The organism is Paraburkholderia ultramafica, from assembly GCF_902859915.1.
Taxonomy (GTDB): domain Bacteria; phylum Pseudomonadota; class Gammaproteobacteria; order Burkholderiales; family Burkholderiaceae; genus Paraburkholderia; species Paraburkholderia ultramafica.
Genome location: NZ_CADIKK010000024.1, coordinates 35,892 through 55,975 on the forward strand (window position 1 = coordinate 35,892; position 20,084 = coordinate 55,975).

Sequence of the window (20,084 nt, forward strand, 5' to 3'; positions counted from 1 at the left end):
TCCAGCGCCCGGCGTCGCGCCCGGCGCCGCTTCTGAACCCCGATGATCAACGCCGCTCAGGCAACAAAATCCGCTCGTTCACCTGACGGATGTCGGTGTGGCCGCAAAAGGCCATCGTGAGGTCCAGTTCCTTCTGGATGATCTGCAGGCACTGGGTGACACCCGCCTCTCCCAGCGCGCCCAGGCCGTAAAGGAAGCTGCGGCCGATCAAGGTGCCCCTGGCGCCGAGCGCAACGGCTTTCAGCACGTCCTGTCCGCTGCGGATGCCGCCATCCATCCACACCTCGATGCGCTCCCCGACCTCGCGTGCGATCTCGGGGAGCACCGAGATCGAAGAAGGCGCTCCGTCGAGCTGACGGCCTCCATGGTTGGAGACGATCAGCGCGTCGGCGCCGCTATCGGCTGCAAGGCGCGCATCTTCGACATCCATGATGCCTTTCAGAATCAGTTTGCCGCCCCACAGCTTCTTGATCCATTCGACGTCGGCCCAGCTGAGCGCGGGGTCGAACTGCTCGGCGGTCCACGAACTCAGCGACGACAGATCGCCCACCCCCTTCGCATGACCGACGATGTTGCCGAAGGTACGCCGCCGGGTGCCGAGCATGCCGAAGCACCAGCGCGGTTTGGTCACCAGATTGGCGAGGTTGGCGGGCGTCAGTTTGGGTGGCGCCGACAGCCCGTTCCTGATGTCCTTGTGACGCTGGCCGAGGATCTGCAGGTCCAGCGTCAGCATCAACGCGCTGCAATGCGCGGCGCGCGCCCGCTCGATCAGCCGCACGACGAAGTCGCGGTCGCGCATCACATACAGCTGGAACCAGAACGGCTGGGTGGTGTGGGCGGCCACGTCCTCGATCGAGCAGATGCTCATCGTGGACAAGGTGAATGGGACACCGAATTTTTCCGCCGCGCGTGCGGCGAGGATTTCGCCGTCGGCATGCTGCATGCCGGTCAACCCCGTCGGCGCGAGCGCTACGGGCATCGCGACCGCCTGACCCGCCATTTCGGTGCGCGTGCTGCGGCCCGCCATGTTGACCGCCACGCGCTGACGCAGCTTCAGGCGCTGGAAGTCGCTTTCATTCGCGCGGTACGTGCTCTCGGTCCACGAGCCGCTGTCGGCGTAGTCGTAGAACATGCGCGGCACGCGCCGTTGGGCAAGCACGCGTAAATCCTCGATACAGGTGATGACGGGCACGGTCTCTCTCAGGGCGGGGAACAACGGCGAGTGTACGTTCTCGCGACCGCTGTTCGGTATTCAGGGAATTCCCGGGCAAAGTTCAGACCTGCTGCTACGGTTGCGCGCCGGCTGGCAACGGCGTGCCGCCTAGTGCCTGAAACAGCGCCGCCGTGTCCGCGAACCGGTCCGCTTGCGCCCGGGTCCGGTCGAGCGTCGTCTGCAATGCTTGCCGTTGCGTGTCGATCAGCGCGAACTGGCTGACGCCGCCGGCGGCATACTGCGACTGCACGATCGCCACGTTGGCCTGTGCCTGCCGCGCGGCTTCGTCGCGCGCCTGCAGTTCGCGCGCATCGTTTTCCAGCGCGCGCAGCGTGTCGGCAACCTGCTGCAACGCCAGGAGCACCGTCTGCCGATAGTCGGCCAGTGCCGCTTCGTAAGCGGCAGCCGCGGCGCGTTTCTTCGCATGAAGCTCGCCGCCGTGAAATATCGGCTGCATGAGGTTGAAGCCGATGTTCCAGATGTTCAGTCCGTTCACGACGTCTTCAATGCGGGTGCGTTCCGAGCCGATGCCGGCCGAGAATGAAAACTGCGGATACAGGTTCGCCGTCGCGACCCCTACATTCGCGCTCGCCTGATGCAGCAGCGCTTCCGACGCGCGGATGTCGGGCCGCTCGCGCGCGAGCGTCGACGGCAGCGTGAGCGGCACGGTGTCCGGCAGATGCAGCGCATCGAGTGCGATGTCTCCGAACTGCGCATTCGCGGGCGCCACGCCGGTCAGGATCGCGAGCTGATGGTCGGCCTGCGCGAGTTGTGTCGCGAGCGGCGGCAACGTCGCGCGGGTCTGTGCGAGCAGCGTGCGCTGGCTGCGTACGTCGAACTCCGACGCGCCGCCGGCCGCGTAGCGGCGTTCGGTGATCGCGAGCTGCTGCGCCTGCGCGTCCGCGATTTGCCCGGTCAGCTCGATCTGCCGCTGCACCGACGCGCGCCGGATCGCGGTGGAGACGACGTTGCCGGCGAGCGTGAGCCGGGCCGCGTCGAGTTCGAATGCCTGATAGTCGACTTGCGCCATCGTTGCTTCGAGCGCGCGCCGGTTGCCGCCGAATACGTCGAGTACGTACGACACGCTCACCGACGCGTTATACAGCGTGAACGGTCCGGGATTCGGCACGCTCGTGATGCCGAACGCGGCGAGATCGATCTTCTGCCGCGTCCCCGAAATCTTTGCATCCACGCTCGGGAACAGGGTGGCGCCTGCCTGCGCGTTGTAGTTTTCCTGCGCTTCGGTCAGCCTTGCACGCGCTTGTTCGAGCGTCGGGCTGTGCTGCAGCGCGTCGCTCACCAACTGGTTGAGCGCGTCGGACTGAAACTGCGTCCACCACGTAAGCGGCGCATGATCGACCGTTTCGAACGACTGCGCGACGCCCGCCGCGCCGCTCGCGGCGACCGTCGATGCCGGTTGCGGAGCGCGTGTATAGCTCGGCGTATCCGGCGCCGCCGGGGTGTGGAAGTCCGGTCCGACCGCGCAGCTGCCCAGCGCGCCGCAGCATAGCGCGATGACCGCGGTACGGGTGAGCGGCTGCATCGATCGCTCCTAGTCCAGCGTGCGCCGGTAAAAGCGCAGTGCGATACCCATCACGACGACTGTGAAGACGCCGAGCGGCCAGATCGACGGCCACATGTCGGACCAGCCGACGCCTTTGAGCAGGATGCCGCGCACGAGCCGCGTGAAGTACGTGAGCGGCAGCAGGTTGCCAATGTACTGCGCCCATTTGGGCATGCCGGCAAACGGAAACAGAAAGCCTGACAGCAGGATGCTCGGCAGAAAGTAGAAGAAGGTCAGCTGCATGCCTTGCAGCTGATTCTGCGCGAGCGAAGACAGCGTGATGCCCACGGTCAGGTTCGCCGCGATAAAGAGCAGTGCCGACACATAGATCGCGAGCGGGCTGCCTTCGAATGGCACATGAAACACGAACAGCGCTGCGGCGAGGATGATCGTGACCTGGATCAGGCCGATCAGCACGTAGGGCACGATCTTGCCGGTCATTACTTCGAGAGGCCGCACCGGTGTAGCCAGCAGATTTTCCATCGTGCCGCGCTCACGTTCTCGGGTGACCGAGAGCCCCGTCATCATCACCATCGTCATCGTCAGGATCACGCCCATCAGACCCGGCACGACGTTGTACTGGGTGATGCCCTCGGGGTTGTACAGGCGATGAACCAGCACGTCGAACGCGGCCGGGCGCCCATTCAGATACGCGAGCGGCCCGGTCAGATCCTTGTCCGCCACGCTCTGGACAAGGCCGGACAGCGCGCTCAGCGCCGAGCCGGTCGCGACGGGATCGGTCGCGTCCGCTTCCACAAGCAGCGACGGACGTTCGCCGCGCAACAGCCGGCGCGAAAAATCGACCGGCACGCTCAACACGAATTGCACGTCGCCCCGCGCGAGCGCACGGTGCCCCGCCTCCTCGTCTGGCAAAGTCTCGATGATGTTGAAGTAGGCCGAGTTTTCCAGCGCCGCGACGAAGCTGCGCGAGAACGGGCTTTGATCGGCAATGATGACGGCGGTCGGCAGATGCTTCGGGTCCGTGTTGATCGCAAAGCCAAACAGCGTGAGCTGGATGATCGGTATGCCGACGATCATCGCGGCGGTGACGCGGTCGCGCCGCAACTGCAGGAACTCCTTGAGCACGATGCTCCACCACCGCGACAGTGAGAACGCGGAACGCTCGCTCACGGCTTGGCTCCGTAGTTATCGGACGAGCGCTTCATGAGGAAGATGAACACGTCTTCGAGACTGGTTGCGATCGGCGCGACGCGCAGCGTCTTGTCCGCGCCGATCGTCCGAAGCGTGGCCTCGAGCGCCTGATGATCGCTGCCGCTGACATGCAGCGCCGAGCCGAACACGACGGTTTGATCGACGCCCGGCATGCTGCTCAGGCGCTCGGACAGTTCGGCCAGATGCTCGCCTTCGATCATCCACGTCGCGAGGTCTTGCGACTCGATCACCTCCGCTGCGCTGCCCTGCGCAAGCAACTGGCCGTATGAGATGTACGCGAGTTTGTGACAGCGCTCGGCTTCGTCCATGTAATGCGTGCTGACCAGCACCGAAATGCCGTTGGCCGCGAGCCGGTGCAGTTCTTCCCAGAACTCGCGGCGCGCATTCGGATCGACACCGGCGGTCGGCTCGTCGAGCAGCAGCAATTGCGGCTCGTGCAGCATGCAGGCGGCGAGCGCGAGCCGCTGTTTCCAGCCGCCCGATAGCGAGCCCGTCAGCTGGTTCGCGCGGGTCGCGAGCCCGAGCGATTCGAGCGAGCGTTCGACGGCTTGCTTGCGGTCGGCCATCTGATAGACCCGCGCGACAAAGTCGAGGTTTTCGCGGATCGACAGATCCTCCCAGTAGGAGAAGCGCTGCGTCATGTAGCCGACATGCCGCTTGATCTGCGCGCTCTCGCGGATGATGTCGTAGCCGAGGCAGGCGCCGCTGCCCGAGTCCGGCGTGAGCAGACCGCACATCAGGCGGATGGAGGTCGTCTTGCCGCTGCCGTTCGGCCCCAGAAAGCCGAAGATTTCGCCACGGCCGACCCGCATCGACAGGTCGCGCACCACATGCTTTTCGCCGAAGTGCTTGTTGAGCGCGCGCACATCGATCGCGTAGTCGGCTGCGCCCGGGTTCATTGCAGCCTCACCTGGACCGGCTGTCCGGGACGCAGCTTCGGCGCGTCGGCGACCGATGGATGCGCCTCGACCATGAAGACGAGCTTCGCGCGGGTCTCATTGCTGTAGATGACAGGGGGCGTGTACTCCGCCTGGTTGGAAATAAAGGTGATCTTCGCGGACACGTCGCCCGTGCAGCCATCGCAACGAATGACGACGGCGCGGCCTGTGCTGAGCGTGCCGACGACGGATTCCTGCACGAAGAAGCGCACCTTCACGTTTTGCGGCGGCAGCATCTGCACGATCGGATTGCCCGCCTGCACCCATTCCCCGAGCCGGTATAGCGTGTCGTGCACGAGCCCCGCGCTTGGCGCGGCCCCCCGTTTCTGGTCGAGCTTCCATTGCGCCTGATCGACGGCGGCCTGCGCCGCGCTGACCTGCGCCTGTTGCGCGACGATCTGCTGGGAGCGGCCGGGCAGGTTGGCGACGGCGACCTGGTTCGTCAGCTCGCGAACCTGGGCCGCTGTCGAATCCGCTTGAGCACGCGAGTCGTCGAGCTGGCCCTTCGGGATGCCGCCGGCGCGGAACTGGGCCTCGTCGCGCGTCAGTTGCAACGCGGCTTTGCGTGCGTTCGCGCTCGCCTGGGCGAGTTGCGCCTTCGTCACGTTGACCTCGGGCGGACGCTTGCCGCTCAGGATGTCGGTCAGCTGCGCGCGCGCCGCGGCAAGCTGCTGCTGCGCCTGTTGCAGCGCGGCGGTTTCGTTGACCGATTCGAGCGCGAAGACCGGCGCGGCGGCGGCAACGGTTTGCCCGCGCTGCACCGACAACTGCTCGAGCGTGCCGGACTGCGACGACGCCAGATAGACGAATTCGCCCTCGACGTAGCCCTGCCAGCGATCGTTTGGCTCGCGCCCGCAGCCGGCGAGCGCGAGCGCGCCCGCCGTGGCGCAGGCCAGCAACCGTGCGGACAGGAAGCGCAAGCGGATCATGGCTTGCTCCTTGCAGCCGGCCGCCGCCGCGTTGCCGCCGCGCGCGGCGGCTGCATGCCGTGCGTCAGCAGCGCGGTGACGTGGCGGCGCAATGCCTCTGGATCGGGCTTCGGCAATCCACGCACGCTGTGCCAGATTTTCGACGTGGCGAGCGGCAGCATCACAAGCGCAAGAATCGACATGAACAGCAACCTCGGTTCGATGGCCGGATTGACGATGCCATGCTGCTGCGCAGCACCGATGCGGGTTGCGAAGCGCATCGTCTGTTCGACCGGGATGCGTTTGAGCATCCGCTCGCGCAGCATGCCGCCTTCATTGACGATTTCGCGCAGCCACAGCGGCGGCAGCCACGGCATGCGCGCCGTGACGTCGAACAGGCGTCCGACCAGGCCGTGCACGAGCGCAAACGGATCCTCACCGGCATCCCCTTCGCCGACACGCCAGACAAACTGCACGCAGAGCACGATGCGCTCGTCGACCACGGCGTCCAGCAGCTTTTCACGGTTCGTGAAGTAGTAGTGGACCATCGCCGACGTCACGCCGGCCGCGGCGGCAATCTGCGCCATCGTGGTGGCGGCGATGCCCTGCTGCGCGAACAGCTGCGTGGCGCAGTCGAGCATGTGCTCGCGCACGTCGACGTCGGCGACAGCGCGTCGGCGCCCACGGAGTTTCGCCACAGTGGACGAAGTCGGGTTCATCGATCCAGTCTAATTGATGAGTTAGTTAAATCAAGTTCATTAGTTGGGAAAGCGCGCCGAGAACGTGCACAGGTCGGGAATCCGTACCGTTGCCCTCGACACTGGGGAATGCCTGGGCTTGAGCCACGGCTGGCCGGCATCGTAAAATCGTGGCACATCGATTATGGGGCCCAGCAATGTGTCTGGTTTCTCTTTGCGATTTCAGTCACGCAAGCGTGCGGCGCCCGGCGCCCTGGCCACCCGCCTCTCGCAATGAGGCCGGCGGCCGCCGCGGAATTGCCGTCAGATCCGCGCCGTGACCCCGCTCATTTCCGTCAAAAGGCTCAACAAGAGCTTTCCCGGCGTGAGGGCGCTTCACGAAGTGCAGTTCGAGCTCATGGCGGGGGAAGTCCATGCGCTGATGGGCGAGAACGGCGCCGGCAAGTCGACACTGATGAAAATCCTCGCCGGGGTGTACACCCGGGATTCGGGCGAAATCCTCTATGACGGCCAGCCGGTCGAGTTCCTGAGCCCGCGTGACGCGCAGGCCGTGGGCGTCGGTATCATTCATCAGGAACTCCAACTGATGAATCACCTGAGCGTCGCCCAGAACATGTTCATCGGCCGCGAGCCGCGCGGGCGCCTCGGGCTGTTCCTCGACGAAGACAGGCTCAATGCGCAGGCGCGCGACATTTTTGCCCGCATGCATGTGAATCTCGACCCGCGCGCCGTGGTCGGCAGCCTCACCGTCGCGCGGCAGCAGATGGTCGAGATCGCCAAGGCTTTGTCGTTCGATTCGCGCGTGCTGATCATGGACGAGCCCACCTCGGCGCTCAACGACGCCGAAATCGCCGAGCTGTTCCGCATCATCCGCGAACTGAAGAGCCGGGGTGTCGGCGTCATCTATATCTCGCACAAGATGGATGAGCTGAAGCAGATTGCCGACCGCGTCACCGTGATGCGTGACGGCGAATATGTGGCCACCGTCACCGCCGGGGACACCAGCGTCGAAGCGATCATCGGCATGATGGTCGGGCGAACCTTGACCGATGTCGCGCCTTCGCACAGCGCCGGGGACGAGGGCGAGGTCGCACTCGAAGTCAAAAATCTGAACGCCGGGCCGTTGGTCAGGGACGTTAGCTTCGCGCTGCGCAAAGGCGAGATATTGGGCTTTGCTGGCTTGATGGGTGCCGGCCGCACCGAGGTCGCGCGAGCGGTGTTCGGCGCCGATCCGATCGAATCCGGCGAGATTATCGTGAAAGGCGTCAAGGCGACCATCAGACAGCCGAGCGACGCGGTGGCGCGCGGGATCGGCTATCTGTCGGAAGACCGCAAACGCTTCGGCCTGGCGACCGGCATGGACGTCGAATCGAACATCGTCATGTCCAACTTGCGCAAGTTTCTCGCGTTCAACTTCTTCTTGCGCCGCGCGCAGATACGCCGGACAGCCAGCCATTTCATCAATCTGCTCGCCATTCGAACGCCCTCAGCGGCGCAGCAGGTGCGGCTTCTGTCGGGCGGCAATCAGCAGAAAATCGTGATTGCGAAGTGGTTGGAGCGCAACTGCGACGTGCTCTTTTTCGACGAGCCGACGCGCGGTATCGACGTCGGCGCCAAGAATGAAATCTACAAGCTGCTGCGCTCGCTCGCCGAGGAAGGCAAGGCGGTCGTGATGATCTCGTCGGAGCTGCCGGAAATCCTGCGCATGAGCGACCGCGTGATCGTGATGTGCGAGGGCCGTATTACCGGCGAACTGTCAGCCAAAGAAGCGACGCAGGAGCGCATCATGCATCTGGCGACGCAGCGTGAAACCTTGAAAACGGCGGCGTGAGCCTCGAGCGATCAATATGACTTTGCCATCGGATACATCGGCGCTCGCGCGGGAAGGACGCGCCTCCGGCCTGCGGGCTCGCGTCTTTTCGCCGACCGCTTTGCAGAAGCTGCTCGCCTTCGCGAGCCTGATCCTGATGCTGATCTTTTTCAGCTTCGCGTCGCCGGCGTTCATGCAGATGGACAACATGCTCGGCATTCTGCAGGCGACCGCGGTCAACGGCGTGCTTGCGATTGCCTGCACGTTCGTCATCATTACCGGCGGCATCGATTTGTCCGTGGGCACGCTGATGACCTTCACGGCGGTCATCTGCGGCGTGTTTCTCAGCTTCTGGCATTTGCCGATGTGGGCCGGCGTGGTTGCCGCGATCGGCACGGGCGCGCTCTGCGGGACCATTTCAGGAACCCTCACGGCGAAGATGAAAATACCGCCCTTCATCGCCACCCTGGGCATGATGATGCTGCTTAAAGGGCTCTCGCTCGTCGTCTCGGCCGACAAGCCGATCTATTTCACCGACACCGAGAACTTCTACCGGATCTCGCAGGATTCGTTGATCGGCTATATCGTGCCGAGCCTGCCCATTCCGAACGCGGTCCTGATTCTGTTTTTTCTTGCGGTCGTGAGTTCGATCACGCTCAATCGCACCGCGCTCGGCCGTTACACCTTTGCGCTCGGCAGCAACGAAGAAGCCGTGCGACTTTCCGGCGTGAATGTCGACCGCTGGAAGATCGCCATTTACGGCCTGAGCGGAGCCATTTGCGGCATCGCCGGGCTGCTCATCGCGTCGCGGCTGAATTCGGCCCAGCCGGCGCTCGGCCAGGGCTATGAACTCGAAGCGATCGCCGCTGTGGTGATCGGCGGCACGTCGCTCAGCGGCGGTTCGGGCACGATTCTCGGCACGATCATCGGGGCTTTCATCATGAGCGTGCTAACCAACGGCCTGCGCATCATGTCCGTCGCTCAGGAATGGCAGATCGTTGTGACAGGCCTCATCATCATTCTCGCGGTCTATGCCGATATCCTGCGACGCAGGAAGAGCTGACGCTGCGCCGGACAATTTCAAAGAAGGGGAGCGCAAAAAGGCTTCCCCAGCGGCTGAAGGTTGATGGTCCACCTTAGGAGGAGAAATTCCATGTTGAAGCGAAGAATATTCGGCGTCGTGGTCGGCCTGGGCGCTCTGATTGGCGGGGCGAATCTTGCACACGCGGATGACGTCTATATCCCGCTTATTTCGAAAGGCTTCCAGCACCAGTTCTGGCAGGCGGTCAAATCCGGCGCCGAACAATCGGCGAAGGGGCACAGTGTCAGGATCACATTCGAGGGTCCGGAAACCGAGGCGATGGTCGACAAGCAGATCGACATGCTGTCGGCCGCGTTGGCCAAGAAGCCCCAGGCGCTCGGCATCGCCGCGCTCGACAGCAAGGCGGCCATCCCGCTTCTGAAAAGAGCGCAGGCCTCCAAAATACCGGTCATCGCGTTCGACTCGGGCGTCGACAGCGATATTCCGCTGACGACCTGCGCGACCGACAACCTGGCCGCCGCCGCGCTCGCCGCTGACAAGATGGCCGAGGCGATCGGCAATGCCGGTGAAGTCGCCGTGATCGTGCACGACCAGACCAGCCGCACGGGTATCGATCGCCGCGACGGTTTCCTGAATCAGATGAAGGCCAGGCATCCGAACATCAAGATTGTCTCCGTGCAGTATGGCGGCGGCGACCATTTGAAGTCGGCGGAAATCGCCAAGGCGATGATTCAGGCCAATCCCGGTCTGAAGGGTATTTTCGGCGCCAATGAAGGCTCGGCGGAAGGCGCTGCGATCGGCGTCAGGGAGTCGGGCAAGAAACTGGTGCTGATCGGCTTCGACTCCGGCAAGGAGCAAAAAGCGGACATCACTTCGGGCTTGATGCTCGGCGCCATCACGCAGAATCCGGTCGGCATCGGCAAGTGCACCGTCGACTCCGCGGTGAAGGCGCTGAAGGGCGAGAAGTTGCCGATGAAAATCGACACGGGCTTCTTCTGGTACGACAAGAGCAATATGAACGATCCGAAGATCGCCGCCGTGCTCTATGACTGATCGTCGCCACAGATGCGCGACGGGCGGGAAGGGCGAGTAGCCCTTCCTCCCCTTTAAGCCCCCCGCATCCTTCGTGACGAAAAAGGCTGTACGTTGAAAGTGCAACGCACCGATCCGTTCCACCATCGCTCGCAGGTCCGATAGGCGGAAGCCGATAGCTGTGGCCCAGGAGCGTGTTCAGATGACGACGATCACCAAGCTGTCCGTCCGGGACATCCGGTTTCCGACCTCGCGTTCACTCGACGGCTCCGATGCGATGAACGCTGCGCCGGATTACTCCGCGACCTACGTGACGCTCGCAACGGATTCGCCGGACAGGCTCACCGGTCATGGCCTCACCTTCACGATCGGGCGAGGCAACGAGATCTGCGTGAGTGCAGTGCAGGCGCTTGCGCCGCTGATCGTCGGCAAAACGCTCGAGGATATCGCCGCGAACATGGGCGCGTTCTGGCGCGCGCTGACATCCGACAGCCAGTTGCGCTGGATCGGCCCGGACAAGGGTGCGATTCATCTGGCGACCGCGGCTGTGGTGAATGCAACCTGGGATCTGTGGGCAAAAGCGCAAGGCAAGCCGGTGTGGAAGCTGCTCGTCGACATGAGCCCGGAAGAACTCGTGCGTTGCCTCGATTTCCGCTATGTGACCGATGCGATCACGCCGGATGAAGCGATCGCGATGCTCCATCGTCACGCGACGACCCGGAGCGAGCGCGAACAGGAAATGCGCGCGCACGGCTTTCCGGCCTACACGACGTCGGCCGGCTGGCTCGGCTATGACGACGACAAGATCCGCCGGCTCGCTCGTGAAGGCGTCGCGCAGGGCTGGACGCACTTCAAGCAGAAGGTGGGTGGCAATATTGAAGAAGATATGCGTCGAGCCCGCATCCTGCGCGAGGAAATCGGCGAAAACCTGAAGCTGATGATGGATGCGAACCAGGTGTGGGATGTCGATGAAGCGATCGCGAACATGCGGCGCCTCGCGCAATTCGATCCGTGGTGGATCGAGGAACCGACCAGTCCCGACGACATTCTCGGGCACGCGGCGATCCGCCAGCGGCTGCGACCGATCGGCGTGGCGACCGGCGAGCACTGCCATAACCGTGTGATGTTCAAGCAGTTGCTACAGGCGCATGCGATCGACTTCTGCCAGGTGGATAGCTGCCGCCTGGGCGGTCTGAACGAGGTGATCGTCGTGCTGCTGATGGCGGCGAAATTCGGCGTGCCGGTGTGTCCGCACGCGGGCGGCGTCGGCTTGTGCGAGTACGTCCAGCATATTTCGCTGTTCGACTATATCTGCGTGTCGGCGTCGCTGGAAAACCGGGTGCTCGAATACGTGGATCATCTGCATGAGCATTTCGTCGATCCTGTCGTGATCCGCAACGGCCGTTATATGCCGCCGGAACGTCCGGGCTACAGCATCGAAATGAAGGCGGCGTCGCTCGAACAGCACGACTTTCCTGATGGGGCGGTGTGGCGGGTGTGAAGCGGAAACAGGATCTGGTCGATACGAACACTGGCCACGCGGCCGCTTTACGCTCGACCAGAGCCGCTCACCCGCTCGCGCTCAGATCACTTCCTTCAACTGCTGCGCGCGTTCCAGCATGCCGACGCAGCAGGCTTTTGCCTATTGCGTTGAGCATCACCGTGCGGCCGCAGCGGTCGAAGAGTTCGTGTTTGAACTCGGTTTCGAGCGCACGCATTTGCATGCTGACCGCCGACTGCGTGAGCGCCATCTGCTCGGCGGCCACCGCAAACGAGCCGTGGCGAGCCACGGCGACAAAGGTTCAGAGAAATCGCAACGTGCTCAATTCGACCTCGACGACAGCGGAAACGAATGCGCCCGCAAGCATCCAGGCACGGCTGATACATCAAATTTTTTGAAGCGAAGAACAGGAAATTTTAGCTTTCTTTGATGATAACGGCTATGGACAATGAGGCATCAAGCAACCAAGCGGTATCACGCCTCTCGGCTTGAACTGGCCGGCACCGTATTCAGGTGCCGGCAGCCCGTCGTGGTTCGCCTGAAAACAGACTGGTTGCCGTGCTCAAGGAGACAGGAATGGATGTATCCGTTCAACGACGCGAATCTGATACGTTGCCGCTCATCACCGCGGGTGCGAGACCGTTCGACGCGCGTGTGATTGTGGTTGCAACCATCGGCAATGCGCTTGAGTGGTTCGACTTCACCGTCTTCTCGTTTTTTGCCGCGATCATCGCGAAGCAGTTTTTCCCAAGCGACAACGCCACCGCGTCGCTGCTGGCGGCCTGGACGACCTTCGGCGTGGGCTTTCTGACCAGGCCGCTCGGCGGCATCATTCTCGGCAATTACGCGGACCGTCACGGGCGCAAGTCCGCGCTGGTGGTCACGATCTCGCTGATGGCGGTGGGCGTGGGGATCATTGCACTGCTGAAGGACCGCTCGAAACAACCGTTGACGACCCATAAGGAAACGAGGCACCTCTATGAAAATCATCCCCGAAATTGCTCAAAGACGTGGCGCACGTCGGACTGTACGCGGCCGGCCCGAATGCCGTGGCCGCGGTCGCGATGATCTGCACGTCCATACACTCCGATCGCACGGGCGAACGCCGCTGGCATACGGCAATCGCCGCGCTGACCGGCGCCGCGGCGTTGATGATGTTGCCGCTCGCGGGGACGAACATGATGCTGTCGTTCGCGTTGCTCTGTATCGCCGCGGGCGGCATCTTCGCGACCGTGCCGCTGTTCTGGGCGATTCCTTCCGCGTATCTGTCGGGAACGGCCGGCGCGGCGGTCGGCATTGCGACGATCAGCAGCATCGGATTGCTGGGCGGCTTCATCAGTCCCGTGGTGATCGGCTGGCTGAAGACGAAAACCGGCAGCATGGACGCAGGGCTCTATACATTCGCGGCGCTGTTCGCCTGTAGGGCGGTGTTGTTGCTCGTGATCACGCGGACGCCGCGCTTGCGGGGGCGGGATGCGTGACGCTGGGTTCCGCCCGCGGGCCAGTCTGCCACACAGGTAAAGTGCGTCGGCGTCACTTCGCACCCGAGACCAGGATTGCCCAATCATCCCCCCAACCGAAGAGCCTTCATTCGACGATACAACGTGCGCTCGCTCATCCCCAGATGCCGGGCAAGCGCGCTGCGTGTGCCGGAAAACTCCGCCACCAGCCTCGCTAACTCACGATCATCCGGTTCGCCGCGTGCCGTATTCCAGGTCGATCCCACCGGAGCCCCCGAATGCGACCACACACCCGCCGCTATCTCGTCCGGCAGATGCTCGACACGGATCACACCGTCATCGGCCAGCAGGCACGCGCGATCGAGCACGTTGCGCAGTTCGCGGATATTGCCCGGCCATGAATAAGCCTCAAGTCGTTCGAGCGCATCCTCCGCAACACTGAGCTTGCGGCCTGCCGCGCCGGGCGCCGCGTTCTGCGCGTGGCCAATGCGCTGCAGGATCGAATTGATCAGCAATGCGATGTCATCGGCGCGATCCCGCACCGCGGGCAGGCGAATCGGGAACGCGCTGATCCGGTAGTAGAGATCCTGGCGAAAGCGCCCGTCGTCGATCATGTCGCGCAGCGGCTGGTGGGTTGCCGCCACCAGCCGGAAGTCCGCGCGCAACGTCTCGACGCTGCCGACGCGCCGGAACGTGCCGGACTCGATCAGACGCAGCAGCTTGACCTGCATTGACAGCGGCACGTCACCGAGTTCGTCGAGGAACAGCGTCCCGCCCTGAGCCGTCTCCACGAGGCCGGGCTTGCGCGCGACCGCGCCTGTGAACGCGCCTTTCTCATAGCCGAAGAGTTCGCTCTCGAACAGGCTATCGGTGATGCCCGAGCAGTCGACGACCACGAATGGCTTGCCCGCGCGCTCGCTCGCTTCGTGAAGCGCACGCGCGAACAATTCCTTGCCGGTGCCGGATTCGCCGAGCAGCAGGACCGGCAGCATCGAAGGCGCGACGCGATGCAGTGCCGAGAGCGCCGCGTTGAACGCCGTCGAACGGCCGACCAGTCCTTGCGCGCTCGGTTTGGCCGAGGCGCTGCGAACCGTCGAGAGCCGCTCGACATACGCGACCACCTTCTGTTGCCCATCGAATATCGGCCGCAGTTCGACGTCGACATGCTCAGGCCCGCGCGGCGTGTGATGAATGTGCAGCACACGGTCCGGGCCGCGTGTCTCGAACGCCCGCTTCATCGGGCAATGTTCGCCCGCCTGATCGCACGGTACGTCGTAGTGATGCGATACCTGGTAGCACTTGCGGCCGACGTGCGGCTCGCCGGCGATACCGAACTGACGCCGATACGCGGCATTGGCCGCGAGGATCCGGTACCCGGGTTCGAGCACGATCATCGGCTGGGCGTCGTGCTCGATATACGAGACGAGGGCAGCGACATCGGGCGCGTCGGCGGGACCGGAAGAGATTGGGGAGACGAATGATTCAGGGGATTTCATAGTGGCAGTTCCGGCAGACCGTCACTATACGTCGACTCTGCCATGACTGCCATGACTGCCAGAACTGTCAAATCACTGCCACAAATGGCAGCCCTCAGGCTCACGACGGCTCGCCCGGTTCGGACAGCCTCGCCGCCCGGCAGCGAAAACCGGATACAAATCAAATAGCTACGCGAGCGCGACCGAGCCGCGCCAGCACCGGCACGGTTCTTGTTTAAGTCGCCCGCTTTGATGTCGCGCAAAGACCGATTCGGCTTTAAGGAGATGGAATTGAATACCGCGAGTCCCCTGTTCGTCGAAGGCTTCTTCGACCCCGGTACCTGGACCATCAGCTATCTGGTGCTGGACACGCGCACGCTCGACTGCGCGCTGATCGACAGTGTGCTCGACTATGACCCGAAGTCCGGACGCACCGGCACGACGACCGCCGATCAGCTCCTCGCCCGCGTTCAAGCGCTGGGCGCGAACGTGCAGTGGCTGCTCGAAACCCACGTGCATGCGGACCATCTGTCCGCCGCGCCTTACCTCAAGGAAAAACTCGGCGGCACGATAGCAATCGGCTCGCACGTGACGCGCGTGCAACACACGTTCGGCAAGCTGTTCAACGCCGGATCCGGCTTCGCGCATGACGGCAGCCAGTTCGACCGCCTGCTCGTTGATGACGAAACCTTCACCATCGGCGGCCTGCAGGTGCGCGCGATGCATACGCCGGGCCATACGCCGGCCTGCATGACGTATGTGGTCAGCGACGGCGCGCAGAGCGCGGCCTTCGTCGGCGACACGCTGTTCATGCCGGACTACGGCACCGCGCGCTGCGACTTTCCGGGCGGCGACGCCCGCACGCTATACCGCTCGATACGCAAGGTGCTGAGCCTGCCGGCGCACACCCGGCTGTACATGTGCCACGACTACCAGCCGGGCGGCCGCGAAGTGCGGTTTGTCAGCACGGTCGCCGAGGAGCGCGAGCAAAACATCCACGTCCGCGAAGGCACCAGCGAGGAAGCCTTCGTCGCGATGCGCACCGCACGCGACGCCACGCTCGACATGCCGGTGCTGATGCTGCCGTCGGTCCAGGTCAACATGCGCGCCGGGCATCTACCCGAGCCGGACGATAACGGTGTGTCCTACATCAAGATTCCGCTGAACGCGATCTGAGCCGGCACGCACCGTGGACGGCAACCCCAGGAGAAGTTTGATGGAATTCAGGAAACTGACGGCCAGTGTGGCCGTCGCGTCGCAGATTAGCGCGTCCGACTTGCCTGCGATCGCCGCAGCGGGTTTTCGTGCGATCGTCTGCAATCGGCCCGACGGCGAAGGCCCCGACCAATCCGGCTTCCGCGAGATCGAAGCGGCGGCCCGCGAACACGGCATCGACGCGCGCTATCTGCCGATCGAATCCGGCAAGGTCGGCGATGCCGACGCCGCGCGGTTCGGCGAGCTGATGCAGACACTGCCGGCGCCGGTGCTCGCGTATTGCCGCACGGGCATGCGCGCCGCGACGCTGTGGGCGCTTGCCGAAGCGCCGAACCGGACGCTGCCGGAGATCGTCGCGATCGGCAACGCAGCGGGCTATGACCTGACGGGCCTCGTGCAACGTATCGCCAACGGCGGCAAGCTGCCGGTCGACACCGCCGTGGCCAGTTACGACGTCGTGATCGTCGGTGCGGGCGCCGCCGGCCTCGCGACGGCGTCGAGCCTGCTGGCGCGCGAGCGCGGCCTCGACATCGCGGTGATCGATCCGGCCGGCACGCACTATTACCAGCCGGGCTGGACCATGGTCGGAGCCGGCGTGTTCGAACCCGCCACCACGGCTCGCGACATGGCGGCTGTCCTGCCGCGCGGGGTCCACTGGATCAAGGCCGGCGTGGCGGCGTTCGAGCCGCGGCGCTCTGCGGTCGTTCTGGAAGGCTGCCGCGTCGTGAACTACAAAGCGTTGATCGTCTGCCCCGGACTGAAGCTGGACTGGAACGCGATCGAAGGTTTGCCGGAAACGCTCGGCCGCAACGGTGTGACCTCGAACTATCGGTACGATCTCGCGCCCTATACGTGGCGGCTCGTGCGCGATCTGCAGGCCGGCCGTGCGCTCTTCACCCAACCGCCGATGCCGATCAAGTGCGCCGGGGCGCCGCAAAAAGCGATGTATCTGTCGGCGGATCACTGGCGGCGCGCGGGCCGGCTCGAACAGATCGACGTTGAATTCTTCAATGCCGGAGCCGTGCTGTTCGGCGTCGCCGACTATGTGCCGGCCTTGATGGAGTACGTGAAGCGCTACGACATCGCGCTGAACTTCGGCTACAACCTGAGCGCGATAGACGGTCCGGGCAAACGTGCGATCTTCAGCCGCGCGCGCGAAGACGGCAGCGTCGAGTCAGTCACGCGGGACTTCGACATGATCCACGTGGTGCCGCCGCAGACGGCGCCCGACTTCATCCGCGTGAGCCCGCTGGCGGACAAGGCCGGTTGGGTCGACGTCGATCCGGCGACGCTGCGTCACAAAACCTACGCCAACGTCTTTGCGCTCGGCGACGTCGCGAACACGACGAATGCGAAGACCGCCGCGGCTGCGCGCAAGCAGGCTCCGGCGGTCGCTCATAACGTGCTCGCGGGCCTCGGCAAAGTGCACGGCGAAGCGATGTATGACGGCTACGGATCGTGTCCGCTGACCGTCGAGCGCGGCAAGATCGTGCTCGCCGAATTCCTCTATGGCGGCAAGGTTGCGCCGACGCTGCCGACCTGGCTGATCGACGGCAAGCGTCCTTCGCGCCTCGCGTGGCTATTGAAGGAGCGCATTCTGCCGCCGCTTTACTGGCAGGCGATGCTCAAGGGACACGAGTGGTTCGCGCGGCCCGAACTCACGGGCTGATGCGCCAACGCATGCGGTAACGCAGTAACGCAGTAACGCGGTAACGCGGTAACGAAGCACTCGCTCGCACTCTGTCGGATCGTTGATGTTTTCTTCACTACTTCTTGGCGCCATCGTTGGCGCGGTGCTCGGTTTGACTGGCGCGGGCGGCGGTATCCTGGCTGTGCCGGCGCTGGTGGTTGGAATGGGCTGGCCGATGCAGCAGGCGACGCCCGTTGCGCTAGTCGCCGTGGCGGGCAGCGCGGCCATCGGCGCGCTCGAAGCATTCCGGCGGCGGCTGGTGCGCTACCGGGCCGCGTTCTTCATGGCCACCGCCGGCGTGCCGCTAACTTCACTGGGCGTGCGCATCGCTCACGCCTTGTCGCAGCGCGTGCTGTTGACGCTCTTCGCGATCGTCATGCTGGTGGTGGCCGTGCGCCTGTTATCGCAAGCATTGCGGCACGGGCAGTCGGAAAGGGAGGACTCGCGGCTGTGCGTCGGCCGCATCAATCCCGACACCGGCCGGCTGGTCTGGTCGTGGACGACCGGCGTCGCGCTCGCGGCCACTGGCGCGCTGACCGGGCTGATGACGGGACTGCTCGGCGTGGGCGGCGGCTTCATCATCGTGCCGATGCTGCGCAAGCTCACCAATGTGTCGATGCATGGCATCGTCGCGACGTCGCTGATGGTCATCGCACTGGTCGGCAGCGGCGGGGTCGTCTCGACGATCCTGCATGGCACCACGCTGCCGCTCGAACTGACGCTATGGTTCAGCCTGACGACAGCGGCGGGGATGGTAGTGGGCCGCCTCGTGTCGCAGCGACTGTCCGCGCTGCATGTGCAGGTGGGGTTTGCGAGCGCGTTGATCTGCGTGGCGCTGGGGTTGCTGGTGAAGGCCGCGCTTGGCTGGTGAGGCGGGCGAGGGGTGAATGCGCGCGGGCATTCTCAAGTTAAAACTTTCGCACAGTTTTTCGAGGATCAACCCTGTGTCCACGGCGGCCCTCATGCCACCGCGGACCAGTGCGCGTTAAAAAAATCCCAGCGGCTGTTCGCTGTAGCTGACGAGCAGATTCTTGGTCTGTTGGTAGTGATCGAGCATCATCTTGTGCGTCTCGCGGCCGATGCCCGATTGCTTGTAGCCACCGAACGCGGCATGCGCCGGATAGGCGTGATAGCAATTCGTCCACACCCGGCCCGCCTGAATCTGCCGGCCGAAGCGATAGGCGCGTGTGCCGTCGCGCGTCCATACGCCTGCGCCCAGACCGTAGAGCGTATCGTCGGCGATTTCGAGCGCCTCTTGTTCGCTTTTGAACGTTGTGACCGACACCACCGGTCCGAAGATTTCTTCCTGGAAGATACGCATCTTGTTGTGGCCGCGGAACACCGTTGGCTTCACGTAGTAGCCTTTGCTCAACTCGCCACTCAGCTTGTTGCGTTCACCGCCGATCAAACACTCGGCGCCTTCCTGCTTGCCGAGATCGACATATGAAAGGATTTTCTCCAGTTGTTCCTGCGAGGCCTGCGCACCAATCATCGTCTTTGGATCGAGCGGATGCCCCTGTGTAATCGCGGCCACGCGTTTTAACGCGCGCTCCATGAAGCGGTCGTAGATCTTTTCGTCGATCAGCACGCGTGACGGACACGTACACACTTCACCCTGGTTCAACGCAAACATCGCAAAGCCCTCGAGTGCCTTGTCCAGGTATCCGTCGTCGTGATCGACCACGTCGGCGAAGAAAATGTTCGGGCTCTTGCCGCCGAGTTCGAGCGTTACCGGGATGATGTTCTGGCTCGCGTACTGCATGATCAGACGGCCCGTTGAGGTCTCGCCGGTAAACGCGATCTTGGCGATGCGTTTGCTCGAAGCAAGCGGCTTACCGGCTTCGAGGCCAAACCCGTTGACGACATTCAGCACACCAGGCGGCAACAGGTCCTGGATCAGCTCGATCAGCACCAGGATCGACGCAGGCGTCTGTTCAGCGGGTTTCAGCACAATGCAGTTGCCAGCAGCCAGCGCAGGGGCAACCTTCCACACCGCCATCAAAATCGGGAAATTCCACGGAATGATCTGACCCACGACACCAAGCGGTTCGTGGAAGTGATAGGCGACGGTATCCGCATCGATCTCGGAGATGCTGCCTTCCTGTGCGCGGATGCAGCCGGCGAAATAGCGGAAATGGTCGATCGCCAGCGGAATGTCTGCGGCGAGCGTTTCGCGAATCGGCTTGCCGTTGTCGATCGATTCAGCGAACGCGATGCGCGACAGGTTGTGCTCCATGCGGTCTGCAATGCGGTTCAGAATATTTGCGCGCACCCCCGGTGCGGTATCGGCCCAGGCTTTTTTCGCCCGGTGGGCGGCATCGAGAGCGAGTTCGATATCTTCTTCGCTCGAACGTGGAATCGATGC

The 20,084-nt window shown here is 63.7% G+C and carries 15 protein-coding genes and 3 pseudogenes; 9 read left to right on the forward strand and 9 right to left on the reverse strand.

Features of this window, described 5'->3' with window-relative positions; all coding sequences use genetic code 11:
* Positions 1-46: 46 nt before the first annotated feature.
* From HV744_RS23675 to HV744_RS23700, 6 genes are all read right to left on the reverse strand, one after another.
* Complete coding sequence (locus tag HV744_RS23675; RefSeq protein WP_175151824.1) at positions 47-1,192, reverse strand: alpha-hydroxy acid oxidase; 1,146 nt, start codon at positions 1,190-1,192, stop codon at positions 47-49.
* Positions 1,193-1,286: 94 nt separating this feature from the next.
* Complete coding sequence (locus HV744_RS23680; RefSeq protein WP_175151825.1) at positions 1,287-2,756, reverse strand: efflux transporter outer membrane subunit; 1,470 nt, start codon at positions 2,754-2,756, stop codon at positions 1,287-1,289.
* A 9-nt stretch (positions 2,757-2,765) separates the two neighbouring features.
* Positions 2,766-3,908 (reverse strand): ABC transporter permease, encoded by a 1,143-nt coding sequence (locus tag HV744_RS23685; protein WP_175151826.1) that lies wholly within the window; start codon positions 3,906-3,908, stop codon positions 2,766-2,768.
* Entirely contained in the window at positions 3,905-4,849 is a 945-nt protein-coding gene (locus HV744_RS23690; RefSeq protein WP_175151827.1) for an ABC transporter ATP-binding protein, read from the reverse strand. The genes HV744_RS23685 and HV744_RS23690 overlap by 4 nt, the downstream gene beginning before the upstream one ends.
* Complete coding sequence (locus HV744_RS23695) at positions 4,846-5,817, reverse strand: HlyD family secretion protein (protein ID WP_175151828.1); 972 nt, start codon at positions 5,815-5,817, stop codon at positions 4,846-4,848. The genes HV744_RS23690 and HV744_RS23695 overlap by 4 nt, the downstream gene beginning before the upstream one ends.
* Positions 5,814-6,515 (reverse strand): TetR/AcrR family transcriptional regulator, encoded by a 702-nt coding sequence (locus tag HV744_RS23700; RefSeq protein WP_175151829.1) that lies wholly within the window; start codon positions 6,513-6,515, stop codon positions 5,814-5,816. Before HV744_RS23700 ends, HV744_RS23695 begins: the two co-directional genes overlap by 4 nt.
* A 295-nt stretch (positions 6,516-6,810) precedes the next feature.
* On the opposite strand from HV744_RS23700, the gene HV744_RS23705 reads away from it, so the two are divergent.
* The 4 genes from HV744_RS23705 (at position 6,811) to HV744_RS23720 (ending at position 11,879) form a co-directional block, all read left to right on the forward strand.
* Positions 6,811-8,325 carry a sugar ABC transporter ATP-binding protein gene (locus HV744_RS23705; protein WP_175151830.1) on the forward strand — a complete coding sequence of 505 codons (1,515 nt, stop codon included), beginning with the start codon at positions 6,811-6,813 and terminating at the stop codon, positions 8,323-8,325.
* 16 nt (positions 8,326-8,341) lie between these two features.
* On the forward strand, positions 8,342-9,367 hold the full coding sequence (locus HV744_RS23710; RefSeq protein WP_175151831.1) for an ABC transporter permease: 1,026 nt from the start codon (positions 8,342-8,344) through the stop codon (positions 9,365-9,367).
* A 90-nt stretch (positions 9,368-9,457) separates the two neighbouring features.
* The gene (locus HV744_RS23715) at positions 9,458-10,399 is read left to right on the forward strand and encodes an ABC transporter substrate-binding protein (RefSeq protein ID WP_175151832.1); all 942 of its coding nucleotides are present in this window, start codon (positions 9,458-9,460) and stop codon (positions 10,397-10,399) included.
* A gap of 181 nt (positions 10,400-10,580) precedes the next feature.
* Positions 10,581-11,879, forward strand: a complete 1,299-nt coding sequence (locus tag HV744_RS23720; RefSeq protein ID WP_175151833.1) for an L-fuconate dehydratase — start codon at positions 10,581-10,583, stop codon at positions 11,877-11,879.
* 127 nt (positions 11,880-12,006) lie between these two features.
* Here the strand turns inward: HV744_RS23720 and HV744_RS23725 are convergent.
* Positions 12,007-12,168 (reverse strand): annotated as a pseudogene (locus HV744_RS23725) (helix-turn-helix domain-containing protein); the annotation flags it as partial.
* Positions 12,169-12,455: 287 nt separating this feature from the next.
* Between HV744_RS23725 and HV744_RS23730 the strand changes: the two are divergent.
* Both HV744_RS23730 and HV744_RS23735 read left to right on the forward strand, forming a co-directional pair.
* Positions 12,456-12,803 (forward strand): annotated as a pseudogene (locus HV744_RS23730) (MFS transporter); the annotation flags it as partial.
* Positions 12,804-12,943: 140 nt separating this feature from the next.
* Positions 12,944-13,360 (forward strand): MFS transporter, encoded by a 417-nt coding sequence (locus HV744_RS23735; protein WP_175151834.1) that lies wholly within the window; start codon positions 12,944-12,946, stop codon positions 13,358-13,360.
* An 83-nt stretch (positions 13,361-13,443) separates the two neighbouring features.
* Here the strand turns inward: HV744_RS23735 and HV744_RS23740 are convergent, their stop codons facing one another.
* Positions 13,444-14,733, reverse strand: coding sequence for a sigma-54 interaction domain-containing protein (locus HV744_RS23740; RefSeq protein WP_425497817.1), 1,290 nt, complete (start codon positions 14,731-14,733; stop codon positions 13,444-13,446).
* Positions 14,734-15,099: 366 nt separating this feature from the next.
* Between HV744_RS23740 and HV744_RS23745 the strand changes: the two genes are divergently transcribed.
* The 3 genes from HV744_RS23745 (at position 15,100) to HV744_RS23755 (ending at position 18,590) form a co-directional block, all read left to right on the forward strand.
* Positions 15,100-15,990, forward strand: a complete 891-nt coding sequence (locus tag HV744_RS23745; protein ID WP_175151836.1) for an MBL fold metallo-hydrolase — start codon at positions 15,100-15,102, stop codon at positions 15,988-15,990.
* A gap of 40 nt (positions 15,991-16,030) precedes the next feature.
* The gene (locus HV744_RS23750) at positions 16,031-17,698 is read left to right on the forward strand and encodes a bifunctional protein tyrosine phosphatase family protein/NAD(P)/FAD-dependent oxidoreductase (protein WP_175151837.1); all 1,668 of its coding nucleotides are present in this window, start codon (positions 16,031-16,033) and stop codon (positions 17,696-17,698) included.
* Between the two features lie 85 nt (positions 17,699-17,783).
* Positions 17,784-18,590: a sulfite exporter TauE/SafE family protein gene (locus tag HV744_RS23755; protein ID WP_175151838.1), complete on the forward strand. Its 807-nt coding sequence runs from the start codon at positions 17,784-17,786 to the stop codon at positions 18,588-18,590.
* Positions 18,591-18,704: 114 nt separating this feature from the next.
* Here HV744_RS23755 and adh read toward each other — a convergent pair.
* Positions 18,705-20,081 (reverse strand): annotated as a pseudogene (adh, locus tag HV744_RS23760) (aldehyde dehydrogenase); the annotation flags it as partial.
* Positions 20,082-20,084: the final 3 nt, after the last annotated feature.